Here is a 21,366-nt window from a genome sequence, read left to right on the forward strand (position 1 = left end):
ACTATGTACACCTATCTGTGGATCTTCTTCTGCGTCCTGATTATTATTCTTCTTACACTTGATTTGTTTATTATCCACCGAAAGGATAAAGTGATTACCCTTAAACACTCACTAATAGAAACAGGCGTATGGATTCTTATTTCATTGGCATTTAATGTTGTTGTTTACTATACCCTTGGCAGTAAAAGTGCGGGTGAGTTTTTGACGGCCTACCTCATTGAAAAATCTTTAAGTGTAGACAATTTATTTGTATTCCAAATCATCTTCGCTTACTACCTTATACCTTCAAAATTACAGCACAGGGTGCTTTTTTGGGGTATTATCGGGTCAGTTATTATGCGTGCAATTTTCATATATTTTGGCGTTAAGCTGATTGAAAACTTTGACTTCCTCCTATATATTATGGGGCTCTTTTTGGTTTTTGCAGGCATTAAGTTGCTGCTTGGCAAGGAATCTAAAGTTGACCCTAAAAACAATTTGATTGGGAAACTTATAAGAAGGATAATACCCGTGTTTAAAAACTACCATGGCAATAAGTTCTTTGTTACCAGAAATTGGAAATTATATGCCACTCCTTTGTTCATTGTGCTGATAGTGGTTGAAACCACGGATATAATTTTTGCTCTGGATTCAGTACCAGCTATCCTTGGCATAACTGTTGACCCCTTTATTGTTTATACTTCCAACATTTTTGCCATACTGGGATTAAGGGCGCTTTACTTTTCACTGGCAGGTATTATGACACTTTTCCACATGCTTAAGTATGGCTTGGGCCTGATACTGGCATTTATTGGGGTTAAAATATTTTTTGAAGATATCTATACCATTAACACCCTTCATTCGCTTGGAGTAGTTCTTTTAGTTCTCTTTGGCTCCATATTACTGTCTTTAATTATGAAACCAAGATTGGCGAACAATACCGACATGCAAAAACTTTAAAACAATAATTAGAATAATAAAACTATGAAAACTGGTGAGATAATAATTGGTATCGTATTAACAACTTCGATTTTCGCCCCCTTGTTTTACCTATATTTTTTGTCGAACAGAAAAAAAATGAAAATAGAAAAGGCACTTAAATTATTGGCCAAGAGGCATGACATGAGATTGTCCGAATTTGAAATATGGAACCAGAAAGGATTAGGTTTTGATAGTTCAAAAAGAGCGCTGGTTTATATTTCCATTCTTAACGATGTGCCAACAGAAAAGCATGTTAACCTGTTGGATGTGAAGAGCGCAAAAGTAGTAGCCAACCATGATGTTGTAACTATCCAAATAAACACTTATTCAAGTGATGTGATCAATCTGGAAATATTCAATTCATTATTTGATGAGCCCTTAAATTCCCGGTTTCACCTGTTATTGGCTAAAAAGTGGGTAGATTATCTAAACAACTTAATTAAAAACAATACTCAAAAAGCGGCATAAGCTAATAACTGATCACAATTATGGGCTCTTTTGGCAATGCCCTATATATTGAGGTCAGTGCGATATTATCCAGGGTTAACTGGATTTCGGGTTGATAATCATATATTTTAAATTGGCCCGTAGCTAAAGTTATATTAAGCGCTTTGACTAAAATATCGGATAATTGAGAAATTGAATTGCTCCATTTGTTTACGAACCAGCTTTTATCTTCTCTGGCTTTTAGTGTTAATACAATGCCGTTTTCTGTAAGGTAGGTAAGTTCTGCATGTTCAAAGATCACAGAATCTGGCAAGGTCATCATTCTTGCCGCTTCTTCAGCATTTTTTGGAGCTATCTTAACCTTTATAGGTTCCTTAACTATTGATGAAAAAGTTTCCTTGGATTTTAACGGTTTTTGAAACTGATTTAAAACAGTAGTTGAATTAATACCAGTCAAGAACTTATCCATTTGGTAGGATTGAATTTTTGTGCCATAAAACTTCACTCCATTAATACCAATAGAAACTAAACTATCTGGTATTGAAATAATAAGGTAAATGGAATCATACTTTGAGGCTGTTTCTATGGCCCTAAAGTAAGCCAGTTGTTTTATTAACAGATTCTGTTCCCTGTTATATCTAAAGTTGTCGTTATCGACTTTCCACTTACTATTGATTTTATGGGGAGCTACGAAAAGTTGAATTGCTGTAATCACAAAGGCACTGATAAGTAATACCTTCAAAGTGTTTTTAAGAAATTCACTTTTAAGGTTAATTTGAGTGAGAAAGGGTATCATTTAAAATAAATATACTTTAGAGCCAACGGCCAATTTTTTGTAAACCAGCTCCAGGTTTTCGTCATTTAACCTGATGCAGCCATGCGTTACGGGCAAACCAATAAACCGCTGATATATGGTGCCATGTATGAGGTATCCATCGCCAAGGCTAAGGGAATAATCTCCTAGTACGCCATATTCAAATCTTGAAGAATGGTTAATAGATGGAACAGGCAGCCCTTCCTCGATGAAGGCCCAATCTGGTTTCTTCCATACGGGCTTCCTCTTTTTATTTAAGATTTTAAATTCACCTTTCGGTGTTTTAAACATCCATTGCTGCAGGTCACCATTTTTGAGTAAAACATAGCTTCCGGTTGAGCATTTCTCATGTCTTGTGACCGTGCCACCCTCAAACAAATAAAATTCATTTGCTGTGCTGTTAATTGCCAGATAAGCCGACTTTGGAACCAGATTTTTCATCCTTCCGTCAATTAAAGTCAACTCAGCAGTGACGGTTTTTGTCAATGAATCAGATTTGGTACCATTAGGAATATACTCACTCAAACCCAGAGTTGAAATGCCTGCTACATTTACTAAATAGAAAGAAATAGGCAGGGCAATAATTAAGAATATGTACCTTATAGGCATTTTATAAAACGTTCTCATCGCACATGAAGCACATCTTCTAAAGGTTTTGTTGAACCTACTATGACTACCGCGGTATTTGTTGATATTATGGAGTATAAACTGTCCATGTCTTCATTTGAAAGTGCAATGCATCCATCTGTCCAATCAATGCCTTTGCCGCCAAAGCCGTGTATTTCAATGTCACCACCAATGGCCGAATTTTTAGGAATGGACCCATTTGAAATATTGAGTTTATGGCGTTTCCTGTCATCTTCATTAGGATAATTTAAAAGCAGTGCCTTATAGAATTTTGTGTCGGGACTGGACTTTTTCTTAATCACTTTATAGATGCCCTCAGGAGTGGTTTTATCACCTGATTGTACCTTGTCACCAATCCAGTTATACCCCAATTCAACAGGAAATATAGCTATACACTGGCTGCGGTAGTATATCTTGCATTCCCTGTTTAACTTATCTATTATCAGCACATTCTCGTTGTTTTTAGAAGCAAGTTTCAATGCATTAACTTGTAGTGATTCCCATAATTCAAAATCTTTGAAATAGTTCTCCATAATGGCGGTGAAACTATTAATCAAATCATTAATGAAAGCCTCACATTCACCAAGTTTGCGATCAACCTCCCTGGAGGATTTGTTTTTCAGGGTCAACTGAATTTCATCCAAAACCAGACGGGCCTCAGCAAGTTTTTTTCGTTCGGCCTCCTTTAAAGGAAAGGTTGAATAAGTCATTTTGAAATACTCATATAAATCCCTCACGGCTTCATACCTTGTTTGATTTTTAGCCCAATATTGACGTTCCTTTTCCAGGGCTGCAGTTTTAGATAAGTTGGCAGTAAGGATGGCGTTGTTTAAATGACCTTCCATCAGCTCGTAATTTCTAAAGAGCTTCATTTTCGTATTTTCACTGTTCCAAACCAATATGGCAGAATCATAACTCACTTGCGCTTGATTGTACATCCCGGGAGATAATGTAAGCGCGCCTGCCCTTTTAGCATTGAGCATGCATTTTCTCGATTCTTCGAGTAATTGCAGCGGTGGTGAAGACCACTCTATAAAATGAACCGATAACCCAAGGGTTATTACAAAGAGTGAAAAAATTACAAGGTAACTGCGCATGATATTATAAAAATTAAAAGCCCCAAATGGTTAAGTAACCTTTGGGGCATTAATCAAAAATCCACTGCCAAATTTATTTTTTAGCCGACTTGTATTTGCTCATAATATCTTTCAGCTCAATGTTTAAGGCAGTAGCCTTATCTTTGGCAACACTGGCTTTTTCCAATGATGGCTGTAATTGACCCTGGGCAAGCATATTGTTTGTTTCGTTCAAAATAGAATCAAGCACCGCCAATTCACCTTTCATTGCCAACAACGCCACGTTTCCTTCTTTACCTTTAGGGGCATCAGTAATCAACTGCTGATTTTCCGTAATTAGTAACTTAGTCTCATTTACTGTAGCAGTTACTTTGGTTTTAATTTCTTCTTTCTTTACATCAACATTTGAAGAAACCGTTGCTGCAAATGAAGAAACACCTTCAAGTTTTTCAATGGCTTTTTGATAATCCTTAAAGAACTTTGGTTCTTCTGCATCAATTGAAGCCAAAGCATTTTTTAAAGAATCTTCCAGTAGCATATAATTTTGAGGATCATACTCATTTGCGCCTTGAGATTTCACATTTTCCACAGCAGACTTGGCATTATCAAGTACTTCTTTAGGCAATTCCTGACAACTTGCAAGCACTAAAATACCTGGTATAATAGCACTTAGAATTAATATATTTGTTTTCATTATTTGATTTCCAAACTTTACAGTCACTGTTAACGACAAAGTATAGAACCCTTTAATGCTTTTTAGACGAGCTAATCAGAACAAGTAACGCGTATTTCAAAAAAAAATAATTATTGACTAAAGTTGAGGCATTAGCTATATGGAAGATCCGGGAGAAGATAAGTTGGATGATAATGCTGTCATAGACCTAATTAGAATTGGGGGCAAAAACACACGGTACTTTGAAATTATTTATAACAGGTATTTCGATAGAGTTAAAAACAAAAGTTATTCTATAGTTAGAAACAGACAGGAGGCTCTTGATCTGACTGAGGAAATAATGGTGAAAATTTTTGAAAAATTGGATACCTATAAGGGAACCGCCAAATTTTCGACCTGGGCATATTCACTTACTTATAATCACTGTATTGATTTTCTGAGGGTTAAAAAGAACCTCCATTACCCAAAATGGGATAATGATCAGGAATTGTCCATAATACCTGAAAATATAGAAGAGATTAATGAAGAGTTTGACTACGACAAGTTAATGAAGGTGTTGGAAGAACTTCATACAGAAGAGCAAGTACTGCTTCGCATGAAGTACATTGATAACATATCTTTAAAAAATATTGGTCTGGCACTTAGAATTACCGAAAGCGCTGTTAAGATGAGATTAAAAAGAGCGAGAACCAGATTGTTGTATCTCTATAAAAGTAAGCATTTCAATGATTAATAAGGTTTTTGTTACTAAAGAGAACTCTTTCGTCTCAATAATAAACCACGTAAAACATGACAAAGGATATCTTAAAAATACTTCAGAGCGATAATGTAGATCCAACTCCAGAATGTTTGAACGCATTCAATGAAAAATTTAGTGGGTCAGTTGGGTTGGAGTGGCATGCCAATAAGTCAAATTTTGAAGCTATTTTCTATAAAGACAATTTGGAACATATTGCACTATTCAGCCCTGATGGACAATTGATCGAATACCGAAGGTTTGTTCCAGAAGGTAATCTTCCATTGGGTATTCGGCAGCAAGTGTTGGAAAAGGGTGAAATTATGAATAGGGTCTTGCTAAATCGTGGAAACGAGATATTCTATGAAGTAATTTATCGTGATCAGCAAAAACAGCGATACATGCTGCTGCTTACCGATCTTGGTAATATAATAGAGCATAAGAAGCTGTAATGACTAATATACATGCTGAATCGGGTGGCCGATTAGTAAATAACACCTACTACAGAAGCCTTACAAAAGCCATTACCTGGAGGATGATTGGGACAATGGATACCATTGTGCTGTCTTATTTGATTACCGGGAGCACAAAATCTGCTTTAAGCATTGGTTTTACAGAATTGGCGACCAAAACACTGTTCTACTTTGTACATGAACGGATATGGAATAAAATAAGATGGAAGGGAGGATTAAAAACCAGCCGCCTAAGAAGTTTCTATAAGAGCGTATCATGGAGGTTGGTGGGCACCATGGATACAATTTTAATTGCCTTGTTTTTTACAGGTGATCCTTTGTCGGCATTTACTATAGGGGGTGTGGAGACGTTAACAAAAGTAGCTCTGTATTATCTTCATGAAAGAGTCTGGCACAAGGTAAAATGGGGATTGAATTTTAACAATTAAAACCAGGCTCCTAACGTCTCATTGCTATAATATCTATACCAGAGTTGTTCATACTCCGGCAGTATTTACCACTTAACGGGTTCAGTGACTTTATTTCATTTTTCCGTCTAAATCAATTGATGGCTTGGGTATAATGATTCATTTATTGAGGCCACATACTGGATCAAATAATGACGGATCGCCTAAAGCAAATTATATATTAATATTTTTTTCGATGCAAGGAACAAAGACCACCTTATGTAATCTGATTCAGTATAATTCAGGGCAATATCTAATTGATAATGATCTTGATATTGGGCAGGCTTCCGAAAAGTTAAGGCCTGATTGTGTGAACTGGATTAATCTCGAAACAATCAAGGCAGATGAAATAAATGAGCTGGCAAGGTATTTTAACATTCACCCGCTAATAGTTGGTGATATAACCGATGCAGACCTGCTCCCCAAGTTTGAAGTATTTGAAGACATGCTGTTTTTCAGTACGAAGATGTTGCACTATAATAGTTCAGAGGAAGAAATTATTGAAGAGCATTTAAGCATATTAATGTCCCATAATTTGCTTATCACAGTTCAGGAGGGGTTGCCGGGAGATGTATTTGATCAATTACGTGGTCGGCTAGGAGCAGGTAAGGGACTGGTCAGAAAATATGAAACCGACTTTCTCTTTTATAATATTCTTAACTCAGTGTTAGACAACTATTTGTTAATAGTTGAAAAACTAAGATTAAAATCTGAGCAGTTGGAAGTCAAGATGCTGGCAAATAATTCAGAAAATGTGGTTTCAACTATTGTTAAAATAAAAAGGGATATTCAAACACTCAGAACATATACTTTGCCCATGCGTGAGGCATTGGTAAAGATGAAAGTTGATGGCTCTTCTTTTATTAAACCCTCTTCAATAAACTATTTTCAAGATCTGCAGGACAATTTGCAATACCTCATCACCTCTTTTGAGACCTCCCGCGAAATGCTGAAAGACCTGCTGGACATACACCGTTCAAATCAAAATATGGAAATGAACAAGATTATGAAGACCCTTACTATCATCTCAGCCATATTTATACCTCTCACATTTATTGCCGGGGTTTATGGAATGAACTTCAGATATATGCCCGAGCTTGATGCCAACTGGGGGTATTTCTTTGTCATGGTGTTAATGGTTTTGGTAGCCACTATTATGACAATCTATATGCGGCTAAAACGATGGTTTTAATCGTGCAAGTTTTTTCCCCTAGATATCGTTATCAGCTGCTAAACCCAACTAGACGTAGTTGCAAACTGCGCTTGGGGTGGGCAATTTTTTAGGGAATCAGCTTCTTTACCTGCTTTAATTTCTTTCTAACATTGATTTTTCTGGTTACAAAACCAGTTACCAAACTTGCCAAAGTAGATATAGCTATTGTTTTTAAATTAGGAGCAAGAATCAATTCACTCAAGGTATTTTTAATTAGTTTTCCAGCATTTAAACTTTCAACGGATTCAATAAATTGACCTTTCAACTCATTCCAATCATTGGCTTGCTTAATTTCCAATTCTTGAATAGCAATTTTTAGCTCGGTGGCAGTTGTGATTTTTTGCATATCAATCAACTTAGCATCCTATTGATGATAGAATTATTGACATGAGCTTTGATCCATGATTGTGATAGAAATAAGATGACTACTATAATCGCATAGAATGATGTCACTATTAAAAAGCCGTAATAGACTTTGCCTAGTAAATCACCAAGCCAGAAAGAAACAGCTATACTTAAAATCAAGGTAAAAAATAGAATGGCGAGAAGAAGAACTAGGCTCGCAACAATATTTGATGTAATTTCTCCGGTTTTGTCTACTGATTTTAACTTTAATAACGCTATACTATCAAGGCTGAATTGTTCAACCTTTTCTAAAATTGCTTGACTAGTATCAGTTTTAAATTCCATTTAATTTTCGAATTAAAATAGTAAGGGTAAAATGCCCTTACTATTGCAATTGATAGCTTTTGAAAGATTAGAGTTTAAATAAGATTTTCAGCTTTTTTCACACTATTGCTTATTAATTCTTTTGCGTCATGTTGCACTACTCCTACTTCCTTCTTGATGTCTTTAACTAATTCATTGAATTTTTTCTCCATTACACCCCTAAGCTTATCTCCTTGATTTAAGAGGTTTTTACGCGTTTTCTTTCCTGTTTCAGGAGCTAGAAGAATGCCAAGACCAGCACCTAAAATTGCCCCTACTGCCGTTCCTAATAATAAAAAGCTAACTAATTTTCCTGTGCTATTTGAATTCTTCATGGTACGTTTATTTATTGTTTTATGCTCTAATGTTTAAAAATTATTTCAACAAAGGTTCAATAATGAAGTCTTGATTATGTTACATGGCAATAATTATGATTTACATTATTCACATATTGAGATAATAATAAACATGTTGAAACTGAAACATAATGTAGATCAATTTTTTTATCCCACGCTTAATAAATAAATTGGTCGTTTCCCATTCAACCATACCTGCGATGAAGTTCAGACTATTATTGACAATTCTATTCAGTTGCCATCTTGCCTTTTCTCAAACAACCCTCATTTCAGCAGATCATCTCTTCGATGGCAATGAAATGCACAACAACTGGGGAGTTGTAGTTGAAGAAAATAGAATAGTAGAAGTTGGGCCAATATCAAAGATTAAGACAAAATATGATACAACAATAACCTATTCTGGGGGCACAATTATCCCCGGAATGATAGAAGGCCACTCTCATGTGCTTCTTTATCCTTATGATCAGGCTGATTGGAATGATCAGGTACTCAAGGAGTCCAGAAGTCTTAGGGCAATAAGAGGTTCTGTTATGGCTAAGAGAAATCTAATGGCTGGTTTTACTAGCATCAGGGATTTGGGGTCTGAGGGAGCTGAATATGCAGATGTAGCTGTTAAGCAGAGTATAGAGCAAGGAATAACAATCGGGCCTCGGATGTTAGTAGCAGGTAAGGCCATTGTGGCTACTGGAAGTTATGGCCCTAAAGGATTTCACCCTGATTTTGAAGTTCCTCTGGGTGCAGAACCTGCAGATGGTAATGATTTGATCAGAGTAGTGCGTGATCAGATTGGGAAAGGGGCAGATTTTATAAAGGTGTATGCGGACTATCGCTGGGGACCAAATAAGGAGGCCATGCCTACATTTTCTATTGAAGAATTGAAGCTAATTGTAGAGACAGCTAAAAGCAGTGGACGTGATGTAGTTGCCCATGCCTCAACCAACGAGGGCATGCGAAGGGCAACACTGGCAGGTGTTGTTAGTATAGAACACGGTACTGATGCCACTGACGAGGTTTTGAAGCTCATGAAGGAACGAAATGTAGCCTTATGCCCTACACTGGCTGCAACTTACTCCATAACAAAATATAGAGGCTGGGATGGTTCTTCTCCCGAACCGGAGGAGATCAAGGCAAAGAGAGCTTCGTTCGATAAGGCTTTAAAAAGCGGTGTTACTATTATCGCGGGTGGTGATGTTGGTGTTTTTCCTCATGGCGAAAATGCACTTGAGCTTACCATGATGTCAGAATATGGTATGCTAAATATTGATGTGTTAAAATCTATCACCTCAGTTAATGCCAGGGTTTTTAAGCTAAAAGAATTAGGCGAATTGAAAACAGGCTACCTGGCTGATATTGTTGTCGTTGATGGCAATCCGTCTGAAGATATCAATGCACTTAAGAATGTAAAATTTGTAATGAAGGATGGAGACATTTATAAAAAGTAAACGCTTGTTTAGCTTATTCTTTGCTGTATTGGTTGGGTTAATGCCAATTTCTTTGTTGGCACAATCTGCAACGGAGGTATTACAAAAATCCATCGCTTATCATGATCCTCAGGGCTATTGGAGTTCGTTTCAGGCTGCATTAAAGATTGATTTAAATCAGCCAGATGGCTCACAGAGGGAAAGTGATATTAATATTGATTTGCAGAAGGGAAAGTTCTCCATGACTGAAAGAAGAGGGGAGAATGTTGTAATGAGATCACTGAACGGAGAAGAATGTACAATATCATTTAATGGGAAGTCAGAGTTTTCAGATGAGGAGAGCAAAAAGTTTGGGCTGACTTGTGACAGGGCTGAGTTGTATAAAAATTACTACACTTTCTTATATGGATTACCTATGAAGCTAAAAGATGAAGGTGCTGTACTTTATGAAGATGTTGAGGATGTAGTGTTTAAAGAAAAGGCGTACCTAAAGCTAAAGATCACTTTTAAAGAAGGTGTGGGTACAGACACCTGGTATATCTATTTGAATCCCGAAACCTATGCCATGGAAGTCTACCAATTCTATCATGATGAGACTAAAAATGATGGAGAGTATATTTTATTGTCTGAGTTGATCGAGTATGAGGGAATGCAAATTCCTAAAGTAAGAAAGTGGTATACCAATAAAGAAGATAAATGGTTGGGTACTGATGACTTGATTAGCATATCTTCGCTGCCATAAAATTAGCAAATGGCAGAATCTAATAAATTCAATTTCAGCGAGTACATTCAGGTAAGGTGGGGAGACCTTGACCCCTTAGGTCATGTTAATAACGCACTTTATATCCAGTATTTTGAGATGGGCAGGGGTAAATATATGGTTACAGCTAGCCAGACCTGGGACTGGCATAAGCATATGTTCCTGATCGCCAATATAAGTTGTGACTACCGCAGGGAATTGAAAATGACCGATGAGAATGCGCATGTACATGTGCGGATGGGAAAATTTGGGACAAAAAGCTTTGAATTGGATTATGCCATTACCTCAGGTGAAAACCATGAAGTGTTGCACGCTACTGGCCGAAGTACGCAGGTGATGTTTAACACCAAAACAAGAACTACCGAAGTTATTCCTGAGTGGCTAAAGGAAGAAGTGGGCGTTTTTGAAGGGCAACAAATATCTAAAAACAACCTTTAAAAACTTTATTCGTATCTTAGCACTATCGTGAGAAGAATTTTAGCCATATTTTTCACCCTTTTGATCCTGGTAAGTGGAGCCAATGTTACGTTGGGCACTCACTTCTGTGGTGGTACGGCTGTGGACTCTCAGTTAATGCTTGGGCATCAGCATTTGGACTGCGGAATGTCCGGTATGGATTCTAAAAAAGAAGGTGCTGAAGACCGTCATGAAACCATGCTTCAATCAGGCTGTTGTGATAATGAATATGTGTCATTACTCACTGATACCAATTTCAAGCAGGCAACTTTAAAAGTTGATCATAATTGGTGCTTCATTCCAGTACCGGAAATCAGCCTGTTGGCTCTAGAACTTCAGCCTCTTGAAATTTCGAGGTTTGAAGAATACAGTCCACCCATTCTCCAGCAGGACTTTACTGTTTTACACCAGTCTTTCTTAATATGATTTATTGAGCCTCTTTTGGCATTGCGCCTTAAGAGATTATTGTTTTAGCATCGACTTCAAGTCGGTGTATTGATTTACTATAATCATACAACAATGCTCAATAAACTCATAAAATACTTTTTAGATAATAAACTTATAACAGTCATTATTCTCCTCCTTTTTGTAGGCTGGGGAATTGTTACAGCGCCATTTGGTTGGAAAACCGATTGGCTGCCCAGTGATCCTGTGCCGGTAGATGCTATTCCCGATATTGGAGAAAACCAGCAGATTGTTTTTACTTCCTGGACGGGCAGATCGCCACAGGATATTGAAGACCAGATTTCATACCCTTTAACCACTTATTTATTAGGTATTAGTGGTGTCAAGTCTATCCGAAGTTCTTCCATTTTCGGGTTTTCTTCTATTTACATCATTTTTAATGAAGACACAGAATTCTACTGGTCTAGATCAAGGATTCTTGAAAAACTAAGCTCCATACCTGCTGGATTATTGCCCGATGGTGTCCAGCCTGCACTTGGCCCTGATGCCACAGCGCTTGGCCAGGTCTATTGGTACACATTGGAAGGCCGTGATGCTGAAGGCAATGTGACAGGAGGTTGGGACTTGCACGAACTTCGTTCTGTTCAGGATTACTATGTTAAATATGGATTAAATGCTACCGAAGGTGTGTCAGAAGTGGCTTCTATTGGCGGCTTTGTAAAGGAATACCAGATCGATGTAAAGCCCGATGCCTTACAGGTCTACAACATCCCTTTGACCAAAGTGGCTCAGGCGGTATCAAGATCAAATCGTGATGTAGGCGCCAAAACCCTGGAAATAAATCAGGCCGAATATCTTGTTAGGGGATTGGGTTATGTCAAGTCTGTGGAGGACATTGAAAATGCCGTTGTTCAGGTTAATAATAATGTGCCAATTAGGATAAAGGATGTGGCCAATGTTACACTCGGGCCATCAACCAGGCGAGGTGTTTTGGATAAAGGTGGTGCTGAAGTTGTTGGCGGAGTAGTTGTTGCCAGATATGGTGCCAATCCATTGAAGGTAATAGATGATGTGAAAGTCAAGATCAATGAAATTGCCTCAGGTCTTCCTAAGAAAACATTGGAAGACGGCACTGTTTCACAATTGACTATTGTTCCTTTTTACGATAGGTCTACACTTATTCATGAGACTTTAGGTACGCTTGAAGAGGCATTATCATTAGAAATTCTGATCACCATTTTGGTGGTGATTATTATGGTGTTTAATGTAAGGGCATCATTACTGATTTCGAGCCTATTGCCGCTGGCCGTTTTAATGGTATTTATTGCCATGCGCTATTTTGGCGTTGATGCTAATATTGTAGCATTGTCAGGTATTGCCATCGCTATCGGAACCATGGTTGACCTGGGCATCATCCTCTCAGAGAATGTCATCAAACATGTCGAAGAGTCAAAGGATGGTAAATCACTTAAGGATGTTATTTACACTGCATCCAGCGAGGTAAGCTCAGCCATTATTACTGCTGTTGCCACTACCATAGTAAGTTTTCTGCCTGTATTTACACTGGAAGCAGCAGAAGGCAAACTGTTCAGGCCGTTGGCATTCACCAAGTCATTTGCACTGGTGGCGGCATTATTAGTTGCTTTATTCATTCTGCCAACATTAGCTCATTGGTTCTTTGGGCTGCGATTAGATAAAAAGAAGGTGAAGTATGCATTTAATGCATTACTTGGTTTTGCGGCCATTTATTGCATGTTTATAGGCTCATGGTTTCTGGCTACATTCATCATCTTATACATTGTGGCTTTGACAGCTGAAGAGCCATATGGTGATAAAAATATTTGGTTTAAGCACCTTAGCTTAATTGTGATACTCTTGGGGGTTACGTGGCTGTTGACGAGCTATTGGTTGCCGCTGGGTCCATTGGCAGGCTTCTTTTTTAATTACCTTTTTGTAGCCCTTTTGCTAGCATTGATTCTGGGGTTCTTTTGGGTTCTGGAGCATTATTACGAAAGTATTTTAATGGTTTGTCTTGAGCATAAGGCCGTGTTCATGTCTATACCGGCATTTTTATGCATCCTGGGGTTGAGTATTTGGATGGGTTTCAGTACCGTTTTTGGTTTTGTTCCAAAGTCGTTTGATGCCATTGGTGTTAACATCAGAACCAATAGTGCCTGGTCTTACCTATCACATAAGTTTCCTGGTGTAGGTGAAGAGTTTATGCCCTCGCTTGATGAAGGCAGCTTTTTATTGATGCCCACATCCATGCCACATTCGGGCATTGAGTTTAATAGAAAGGTGATTGGCCAATTGGATATGTTGGTAACAGCCATTCCTGAAGTAGAAATTACTGTGGGTAAGTTGGGAAGGGTAGAATCTGCCCTGGACCCTGCACCTATAAGCATGTACGAAAATATTATCAATTATAAATCTGAATACCTGCTTGATGAGAAAGGGCGCAGACAGCGATTTGAAATTGATGGTGACAATAACTTTGTACTAAAAGATGGCTCGGCACTTTCAAATGAAGAAGCGCTAAAACAAGGTGTTGCCAAAGAACAGCTGATACCAGATGATAATGGCCAGTTTTTTAGAAACTGGAGATCACATATTCATTCTACAGACGATATCTGGAATGAAATTCTGAAAGTGACTAAAATACCGGGTGTTACTTCGGCACCCAAACTCCAGCCTATAGAAACGCGACTGGTAATGTTGCAAACCGGAATGCGTGCTCATATGGGTGTTAAAGTTTATGGGCCATCTCTAACTGTTATTGAAGAGTTTGGCCTGCAGCTGGAGCAGATTTTGAAAGGTGTGCCATCAGTAAAGTCAGAAGCTGTTTTTGCAGACAGGATCGTTGGTAAACCATACATTCAGCTCAATATTAAACGTGAAGAAATTGCTCGCTATGGGCTAAGTATTGAGGATGTTCAGCAAGTAATTGAAACGGCTATTGGGGGAATGAAAATCACTACCACTGTTGAAGGCCGTGAGCGTTATCCGGTCAGGGTCAGATACCCAAGAGAGCTGCGTGATGACCCTGAAGCCATAAGAAATATTTTAGTGCCCACCCCAACAGGAGCCCAAATTCCTTTAGGTCAGCTTTTGGATATCGAATATGTAAGGGGGCCACAGGCTATTAAAAGTGAAGACACCTTTCTGGTCGGGTATGTGCTTTTTGATAAGAAGGACAACTATGCAGAGGTACAGGTGGTTGAAGCTGCTAAGAAGGCCATTCAAACCGCTATTGATAATGAAGAATTGGAGGTGCCATCAGGTGTAAGTTTTAAATTTTCCGGTAGTTATGAAAATCAGATCAGGGCTGAGAAGCGACTGTCTATCATAGTGCCAATAGTGCTGATGTTGGTTTTCCTCATCCTGTTTTTGCAATTCAGGTCCGTGGGGACTTCGCTGATGGTTTTTGCCGGAGTGGCCATGGCGTTTAGTGGAGGTTTCATTCTTATATGGTTGTATGGCCAGCCATGGTTTGGAGATTTTTCCATTGGCAGCATTGGTTTTCGCGAGGTGTTCCAAATCAATAGTATTAATCTTAGTGTTGCCGTATGGGTAGGATTCATAGCCTTATTCGGTATTGCTACTGATGATGGCGTGTTGATGGCCACGTACCTGGATCAGAGCTTTAAGAAAAGAGCGACTGAAACTGTAGAGCAGGTGCGACTTGCAGTAATTGCTGCTGGCAAACGCAGAATCAAACCTGCGGTAATGACTTCAGCAACTACCATTATTGCTTTATTGCCGATACTTACCTCTACAGGTCGGGGGTCTGATATTATGATTCCTATGGCGATACCAGCTTTTGGTGGCATGCTGGTAGCGGCAATCACTTATTTTGTTGTGCCCGTATTTTACTGCTGGCGCGAAGAATTCAAATTAAGAAAACAGCAAAATGAAAATATATAATTTATTCATAATAATACTTCTGTGCATCGCCTGTGAGTCTTCGGACAATTACAGTGTGAAGCACTACGGAGCCTTGAGAAATATCATGCATGAAGGTGATATTTCTGCAAAGGTGGAGATTGATACCATGGAAACTTCCAATGTATATGCACTGGGGGCTTTGGCGGAATTAAAAGGTGAGCTTACCATTGTTAACGGGAAAACCTATGTTTCGAAAGTGGTTGATAGCATGGCGGTTATCGGTAGCTCTGAAAATGTAAAGGCTGCGCTTTTTGTGTTTAGTCAAATACACAGTTGGGATACCTTATCAGTTACCGGAGGTGATGATTTGGCATCGCTAGTAGCATCATCACTAAAAGAATATGGGATAAAAGCACCTGCACCTTTTATGGTAATTGGCAAACCAACTGCAATCGATTATCATATTGTGAACCTTGATCCAAAAAGCAAAGACCCATCTGATCATAAAAAGGGAGCTTTTGTTGATACAATTAAAAACAGGCAGTTAACACTTCTTGGTTTTTATGCCGATGATGCACAGGGTGTCTATACGCATCATTCAAGTAAAACACATGTGCATTTTGTGGAGGAAAGCTCTTCACTCACTGGCCATGTTGACGATGTGATGTTGGGTAATAATGAATTCAAACTTTTAATTCCAAAGCTATGAGGTTGATCATTATATTATCGATTCTTCTTATCACTTTGAGCTCTGCTTACTGTCAGAACTATCTGGAAAGCTATCAGGAGATGGCTTTGCAAAACAACCCTGAGGTATTGGCAAAATATAAGCTGTTCGAAGCCGCCATGGAAAAGACAAGTCAGGTAAACGCTTTGCCTGACCCTACCATTTCTATCGGCTATTTTATTTCTCCGGTGGAGACAAGGGTAGGTCCGCAAAGGGCTAGAATTTCTTTAAATCAGATGTTTCCATGGTTTGGAACGCTTAAAGCTCAGGGTGATGCCGCTGCTATAGAAGCTCAAGTCTATTATCAGCAGTTTCTTGAGGCTCAGCTTAGTGTGGAATTGAAGGTGGCCAAAGCTTATATTCCATTGCAGGAGCTTAAACAGCTTCAGAAAGTAGCTGACCATAATTTGGAGTATTTGAGACTTATCAAAACAGTGGCTACTACTTTATATGAGAATGATGCCGTTTCACTGGCTGATGTGCTGAGGATAGACCTGAATATCCAGCAGTTGGAGTCCAGAATCAAATTGCTCGATGAAAGAGAGAAGCCTTTGACTATTGGTTTAAATAACATTTTGAATCAACCTGATTCGTTTAAGATCTACTATGATTCATTGAAATTACCAAATGATCAATCTGTTGTACCTGACTTGGAGTCTCACCCTGTAGTGCAGGAGATGAACTACAGAAAACAAGCTGGGGATGCCAAAATTCAAGCTATAGATAAATCATCATTGCCAAAATTTGGAGTAGGCATTGATTACGTATTTGTAGATGAGCGCATGGATATGAATGTGCCTGATAATGGTCAGAATGCACTGATGCCAATGGTTTCATTTACACTTCCAATTTTCAGAAAGAAGTACAGGTCAGCCATCAATGAGGTTGAATTGCAAAATGAAAGTTTTGAACTTATGGAAACGTCCCGTATCAACTCGCTTTCCACTGCTTATGAAGATTTGAGTTATCGTATCTACAGTGAAAAGGAGAAATGGAGACTTTATAATGAGTTGGAAAAACAAACGGAGACCATTAACAGGTTGCTTTTGACAGAATATGAAACTGCAGGCAAGAATTTGAATGACCTTCTGCAGGTTCAACTACAATTGTTGGACTATCAGGAAAGGAAAATAAATGCCTGTGCCAATTTAAATATCAATTATGCTGAGGTTAAGTATTTGATTAAAAAATAATAGTGATGAAAAAATTACTCAATAATAAATATATCCTGATTGCTGGATCCTTAATAATAGGTTTGGTATTAGGAGGTGTGTTTTTCTCTTCTTCAAATAATGGGGAAGTTCATGAGCATACTATGGAAACAGCAGATACAGAATATACCTGTTCTATGCATCCTCAAATCAGGCAAAAAGAGCCAGGTAGCTGTCCAATTTGCGGTATGGCGCTAATTCCTGTAGAAGATAGCGGTTCATCAAATTTGGTTGATGCTATTGTGATGTCGGAATCAGCCATTAAGCTGGCCAATATTGTTACCAGGAAGGTGGGGCAGCAGACTAATGAAACGAGTTTGAAACTGGTGGGCAAAGTGGCAAGTGATGAACGAAGAATATTTAGCCAAACAAGCCATATTCCTGGCCGTATAGAGACACTTAAAATAAATTTTACAGGAGACTATGTGAAGTCAGGAGAGACAATTGGCACCTTGTATTCTCCCGATTTAGTAACAGCTCAGAAGGAATTACTGGAAGCAAATACTATTAAATCTTCACAACCTGCTCTTTTTGAAGCATCAAAGCAAAAACTCAAAAACTGGAAATTGAGTGATCGTCAAATTGATAGAATCATAGCCTCAGGGGAGATTCAGAATACTTTTCCAATTTTGGCCGATAAATCGGGCTATGTTTTTGAGCGTAAGGTAAATCTGGGAGACCATGTGACAAGGGGGCAGGAGCTCTTCATAATTTCAGACCTTTCATCGGTTTGGTTACTGCTTGAAGTTTATGAACAGGATTTAAGTAAAGTGAGTGTGGGCCAGCCGCTGAATTTTAAAGTAGCTTCTCTACCTTCTAAGGTGTTTGAAGGGAAGATAACCTACATCAACCCCATTATAAATTCACAAAGTAGAACTGCCACCGTAAGGGTAGAAACTAAAAATAGCGATGGGATGCTGAAGCCGGGAATGTTGGCTACTGCCCAGTTGCAGTTAGAAACTTCTAAAAACAGCACTATACAGATTCCGAAATCTGCGGTGTTGTGGACAGGAGAAAGATCTATTGTCTATGAAAAGGTAATGAATGATGGAGGCATGGCTTTTATGCTAAGAGAAGTGACATTAGGGCAACAAACTGGTGATTATTATGAGGTGGTTGATGGCCTCGAAGCAGGTCAGGAGATTGCCGTAAACGGAACCTTCAGCATAGATGCAGCAGCACAGCTGGCCGGTAAAACAAGCATGATGAGTCCTAAATCGGTTATTAAAGAGGCCACTAATGTGAATAAAATACCTACTTCCGACAGACTTGTAGAACCAGTTAAAATTGATCCAAAAGCCAAAAATTCTTTAAAGCCGCTTTACGCTGACTACCTGCTATTAAAAAATGCCTTGGTAGAGGATCAATTTGACAAATCACAGGATGCCGCAAAACAACTTAAATCGAGTTTGAGCAAAGTTGATATGGCAGTTTTTAAAGGCGAGGCACATACTGTTTGGACTCAGCTTAGCCAAGAATTAAAATCTAGCCTTGAGCATGCTGAGCACTGGTCAGAGATTGAACAAACGCGCAAGGCATTTATTCAAATATCAATGGCCATGATTGACATAACTAAGACATTTAGTCCGCTAGGCGAAAAGTTGTATGTGCAGTATTGCCCCATGGCTAATAATGACCAAGGAGCCAATTGGCTTAGCATGGAGGAGGAGATACTAAATCCATACTTCGGGGATGCCATGTTAAACTGTGGAAATGTAGAAGAAGAGCTTAAATAATTGATTAACTATTAAATTTATAAACGTGATGAAAACTAAAATGAATGCATTGGTAATTATGGTCTTTTGTGCCGCTTGTGGTGCCCCTAAACAGGAACAGGCCGCTGAAGAAACTACAGCTACAGAAGTAGTTGCAGAAACAGTAAAAGAAGAGGATAAAGTTGTGGAAGCCTACATTAAGGTGAAAGATGCTTTGGTAGCAACAGATCTTGAGGCTGCTAAAAAGGAAGCTGAGGCATTACACCACGTGGTGATGGCTGATGAGTCTTTGAAGGGTCTTGCTGATGCGACCATGGCAGTAACTCAAGGTGCTGATATAGATGCACAGCGTGCTGCCTTTCAAAATCTGACTGCTGAGTTTATTAGTTATGCTAAAACTTCAAGCCCCGGTGTTAAGCTTTATGTTCAATATTGTCCAATGGCTTTTGACAATACAGGTGCAAATTGGGTGAGCACATCTTCAGAAATAAGAAATCCTTATTTTGGAGATAAGATGCTTAAATGTGGTAGAGTAGATGAGGAGATATAGTATAATGAGATATATTTTTTCATTTGCTTTACTCATTTTTTTAACCTCTTGCCAACAAGAAGCCAGCTTCAGAAGTAAGCTGGCTATTAACACTTTGGACAACAAGGCTGTAGAATTAGGGGCATATTCTGACAAGGTTATATTTCTAAATCTATGGGCCACTTGGTGTGCCCCTTGTATTAAAGAAATGCCTTCTATCGAGGCACTGTCTAAGAAATTTGAAGGTAAAGTTGAATTTATACTGGCATCGAATGAAGATGTAGAAAAGATAGTTCAGTTCAAAAATAAAAAGCCTTTTGACTTAGACTATTTTAAAATTCACAATAGTCCCGAATCATTAGGTGTATATGCTTTGCCTGCAACTTTTATTATTGGTAAGGATGGTAACATTGTTTTTGAGGAAAAGGGAAGCAGAGATTGGAATAGTGAAGAAAGTACAGAACTAATAAATAAAATTTTAAAAGATGAATAGAATTTTACCTGTATTAAGTGCCTGTGCACTTATGATTTTTGCATCGTGCAGTTCAAATGAAAGTAATGAGAGTGAGGCTTCTTATAATTTGGAATTAGCCCCACTAGGAGATATCAAGGGAGCGCTGCCTCATCTTTATACTGACCTTGATAACCAGGTTTACCTTTCATGGGTTGATAAGGTAGCCGATTCTGCTATTTTCCAATTCGCTAAGCTTGAAAATAATGAGTGGTCTTCTGCCAGGCAGATAGCTTCAGGTAAAAACTGGTTTGTTAACTGGGCAGATTATCCTATGATAGCCACTATGCATGGCAAGAATTTTTTCTCGCACCATTTGGCCAAGAGTAGCGAAGGTACCTATAGTTATGATGTGACGGTGAAAATGTCTAATGAAGCAGGTAATAGCTGGAAACCAAAATTTGTATTGCATGATGATGGTATGGAAGCAGAACATGGCTTTGTTTCCATCACACCTTATGAGGGTAATTTCCTTGTGGTATGGCTTGATGGCAGAAATACAGTTGCGCCCGAAGGCCATGAAAACATGGAGGGCCACCATGGTGCTATGACCTTACGAGCGGCTGTCATGGACACTTTAGGTGTAAAACAGTCCGAATGGGAACTTGATAATCGTGTATGTGACTGCTGCCAGACCTCTGTGGCGATAACGGATAACGGCCCTATTGTTATTTACAGAAACAGGTCTGAGGAAGAGATCAGAGATATGCATATTGTTCGTCTGGTAAATGGAGAGTGGACAAAACCGCAACCATTATATAATGATAACTGGAAAATACCCGGCTGTCCAGTGAATGGCCCACGTGTGAGTGCTATTGGTAATAATGCTGCTGTAGCATGGTTTACTGCCGCTACAGAGCCCCGTGTCAATGTGGTGTTCTCTAATAATGGAGGAGAAACATTTTCAGAAGCCATCAGGCTAGATAATGGTAAAGCTATTGGCAGAGTGGACGTTGTAATGATTGATGAGAAAAGGGCTTTCGTGAGCTGGATGGAGGGAGAGAACATAGAATCTGCTATTGTTAGTGCTGACGGGAAAATAGAGCAACGCTTTTTGATTGCCAGTTCATCTACTTCCAGAAGCAGCGGGTTTCCACAAATCACCAGCAATGGAGAAAACATTATTGTGGCCTGGACAGATACTGAAAGTGGTACGATTAAGACGGGAATAATAAGCTTGACGAGTCGCTAAAAATACACAACCGTGTAAAAAATCA

The 21,366-nt window shown here is 38.7% G+C and carries 24 protein-coding genes; 17 read left to right on the top strand and 7 right to left on the bottom strand.

The features are described from left to right. Window positions 1-3: 3 nt before the first annotated feature. Window positions 4-939 (top strand): TerC family protein, encoded by a 936-nt coding sequence (locus tag RIB54_RS07575; protein ID WP_350100223.1) that lies wholly within the window; start codon window positions 4-6, stop codon window positions 937-939. A 117-nt stretch (window positions 940-1,056) separates the two neighbouring features. Then, on the top strand, window positions 1,057-1,428 hold the full coding sequence (locus tag RIB54_RS07580) for a hypothetical protein (protein WP_350100225.1): 372 nt from the start codon (window positions 1,057-1,059) through the stop codon (window positions 1,426-1,428). Window position 1,429: 1 nt separating this feature from the next. Here the strand turns inward: RIB54_RS07580 and RIB54_RS07585 are convergent, their stop codons facing one another. The 4 genes from RIB54_RS07585 to RIB54_RS07600 form a co-directional block, all read right to left on the bottom strand. Further along, window positions 1,430-2,203 carry a hypothetical protein gene (locus RIB54_RS07585; protein ID WP_350100227.1) on the bottom strand — a complete coding sequence of 258 codons (774 nt, stop codon included), beginning with the start codon at window positions 2,201-2,203 and terminating at the stop codon, window positions 1,430-1,432. After that, complete coding sequence (locus RIB54_RS07590; protein WP_350100229.1) at window positions 2,204-2,830, bottom strand: L,D-transpeptidase; 627 nt, start codon at window positions 2,828-2,830, stop codon at window positions 2,204-2,206. A 14-nt stretch (window positions 2,831-2,844) separates the two neighbouring features. After that, on the bottom strand, window positions 2,845-3,945 hold the full coding sequence (locus tag RIB54_RS07595; RefSeq protein WP_350100231.1) for a L,D-transpeptidase family protein: 1,101 nt from the start codon (window positions 3,943-3,945) through the stop codon (window positions 2,845-2,847). Window positions 3,946-4,018: 73 nt separating this feature from the next. After that, window positions 4,019-4,618 carry a hypothetical protein gene (locus tag RIB54_RS07600; RefSeq protein WP_350070779.1) on the bottom strand — a complete coding sequence of 200 codons (600 nt, stop codon included), beginning with the start codon at window positions 4,616-4,618 and terminating at the stop codon, window positions 4,019-4,021. Window positions 4,619-4,757: 139 nt separating this feature from the next. On the opposite strand from RIB54_RS07600, the gene RIB54_RS07605 reads away from it, so the two are divergent. The 4 genes from RIB54_RS07605 to corA all read left to right on the top strand — a co-directional run bounded on the left by RIB54_RS07605 (window position 4,758) and on the right by corA (window position 7,444). Continuing rightward, window positions 4,758-5,330, top strand: coding sequence for an RNA polymerase sigma factor (locus tag RIB54_RS07605; protein ID WP_350070776.1), 573 nt, complete (start codon window positions 4,758-4,760; stop codon window positions 5,328-5,330). Window positions 5,331-5,386: 56 nt separating this feature from the next. After that, window positions 5,387-5,785 carry a hypothetical protein gene (locus RIB54_RS07610; RefSeq protein ID WP_350070773.1) on the top strand — a complete coding sequence of 133 codons (399 nt, stop codon included), beginning with the start codon at window positions 5,387-5,389 and terminating at the stop codon, window positions 5,783-5,785. Further along, on the top strand, window positions 5,785-6,234 hold the full coding sequence (locus tag RIB54_RS07615) for a DUF2061 domain-containing protein (RefSeq protein ID WP_350070770.1): 450 nt from the start codon (window positions 5,785-5,787) through the stop codon (window positions 6,232-6,234). The genes RIB54_RS07610 and RIB54_RS07615 overlap by 1 nt, the downstream gene beginning before the upstream one ends. A gap of 214 nt (window positions 6,235-6,448) precedes the next feature. Continuing rightward, window positions 6,449-7,444, top strand: a complete 996-nt coding sequence (gene corA, locus RIB54_RS07620) for a magnesium/cobalt transporter CorA (protein ID WP_350070767.1) — start codon at window positions 6,449-6,451, stop codon at window positions 7,442-7,444. Between the two features lie 88 nt (window positions 7,445-7,532). Here corA and RIB54_RS07625 read toward each other — a convergent pair whose 3' ends face one another. The 3 genes from RIB54_RS07625 to RIB54_RS07635 form a co-directional block, all read right to left on the bottom strand. Beyond that, window positions 7,533-7,811 (bottom strand): hypothetical protein, encoded by a 279-nt coding sequence (locus RIB54_RS07625; protein WP_350100233.1) that lies wholly within the window; start codon window positions 7,809-7,811, stop codon window positions 7,533-7,535. Between the two features lie 5 nt (window positions 7,812-7,816). Next, window positions 7,817-8,155, bottom strand: coding sequence for a hypothetical protein (locus RIB54_RS07630; RefSeq protein WP_350100235.1), 339 nt, complete (start codon window positions 8,153-8,155; stop codon window positions 7,817-7,819). Window positions 8,156-8,229: 74 nt separating this feature from the next. Then, window positions 8,230-8,508 (bottom strand): YtxH domain-containing protein, encoded by a 279-nt coding sequence (locus RIB54_RS07635; RefSeq protein ID WP_350100237.1) that lies wholly within the window; start codon window positions 8,506-8,508, stop codon window positions 8,230-8,232. Window positions 8,509-8,729: 221 nt separating this feature from the next. Here RIB54_RS07635 and RIB54_RS07640 point away from each other — a divergent pair, with 221 nt between their 5' ends. The 11 genes from RIB54_RS07640 to RIB54_RS07690 all read left to right on the top strand — a co-directional run bounded on the left by RIB54_RS07640 (window position 8,730) and on the right by RIB54_RS07690 (window position 21,341). Continuing rightward, window positions 8,730-9,971 (top strand): metal-dependent hydrolase family protein, encoded by a 1,242-nt coding sequence (locus tag RIB54_RS07640; protein WP_350100239.1) that lies wholly within the window; start codon window positions 8,730-8,732, stop codon window positions 9,969-9,971. Continuing rightward, on the top strand, window positions 9,949-10,692 hold the full coding sequence (locus RIB54_RS07645; protein ID WP_350100241.1) for a DUF6503 family protein: 744 nt from the start codon (window positions 9,949-9,951) through the stop codon (window positions 10,690-10,692). The genes RIB54_RS07640 and RIB54_RS07645 overlap by 23 nt, the downstream gene beginning before the upstream one ends. Before the next feature lie 9 nt (window positions 10,693-10,701). Next, the gene (locus RIB54_RS07650) at window positions 10,702-11,148 is read left to right on the top strand and encodes an acyl-CoA thioesterase (protein ID WP_350100243.1); all 447 of its coding nucleotides are present in this window, start codon (window positions 10,702-10,704) and stop codon (window positions 11,146-11,148) included. Between the two features lie 27 nt (window positions 11,149-11,175). Then, a complete protein-coding gene (locus tag RIB54_RS07655) occupies window positions 11,176-11,592 on the top strand; it encodes an HYC_CC_PP family protein (RefSeq protein ID WP_350100245.1) in 417 nt (138 codons plus the stop codon). A gap of 93 nt (window positions 11,593-11,685) precedes the next feature. After that, entirely contained in the window at window positions 11,686-15,495 is a 3,810-nt protein-coding gene (locus RIB54_RS07660) for an efflux RND transporter permease subunit (protein ID WP_350100247.1), read from the top strand. Beyond that, window positions 15,482-16,165, top strand: coding sequence for an acetolactate decarboxylase (locus RIB54_RS07665; RefSeq protein ID WP_350100250.1), 684 nt, complete (start codon window positions 15,482-15,484; stop codon window positions 16,163-16,165). Before RIB54_RS07660 ends, RIB54_RS07665 begins: the two co-directional genes overlap by 14 nt. Next, the gene (locus RIB54_RS07670; RefSeq protein ID WP_350100252.1) at window positions 16,162-17,376 is read left to right on the top strand and encodes a TolC family protein; all 1,215 of its coding nucleotides are present in this window, start codon (window positions 16,162-16,164) and stop codon (window positions 17,374-17,376) included. The genes RIB54_RS07665 and RIB54_RS07670 overlap by 4 nt, the downstream gene beginning before the upstream one ends. 5 nt (window positions 17,377-17,381) lie before the next feature. Next, window positions 17,382-19,130 (top strand): efflux RND transporter periplasmic adaptor subunit, encoded by a 1,749-nt coding sequence (locus RIB54_RS07675; protein WP_350100254.1) that lies wholly within the window; start codon window positions 17,382-17,384, stop codon window positions 19,128-19,130. Between the two features lie 28 nt (window positions 19,131-19,158). Then, complete coding sequence (locus RIB54_RS07680; protein ID WP_350100256.1) at window positions 19,159-19,659, top strand: DUF3347 domain-containing protein; 501 nt, start codon at window positions 19,159-19,161, stop codon at window positions 19,657-19,659. A gap of 4 nt (window positions 19,660-19,663) precedes the next feature. Further along, window positions 19,664-20,131 (top strand): TlpA family protein disulfide reductase, encoded by a 468-nt coding sequence (locus RIB54_RS07685; protein WP_350100258.1) that lies wholly within the window; start codon window positions 19,664-19,666, stop codon window positions 20,129-20,131. After that, window positions 20,124-21,341: an exo-alpha-sialidase gene (locus RIB54_RS07690; RefSeq protein ID WP_350100261.1), complete on the top strand. Its 1,218-nt coding sequence runs from the start codon at window positions 20,124-20,126 to the stop codon at window positions 21,339-21,341. Before RIB54_RS07685 ends, RIB54_RS07690 begins: the two co-directional genes overlap by 8 nt. Window positions 21,342-21,366: the final 25 nt, after the last annotated feature.

The sequence above is a fragment of the Fulvivirga sp. genome, assembly GCF_040218215.1.
GTDB lineage: Bacteria > Bacteroidota > Bacteroidia > Cytophagales > Cyclobacteriaceae > Fulvivirga.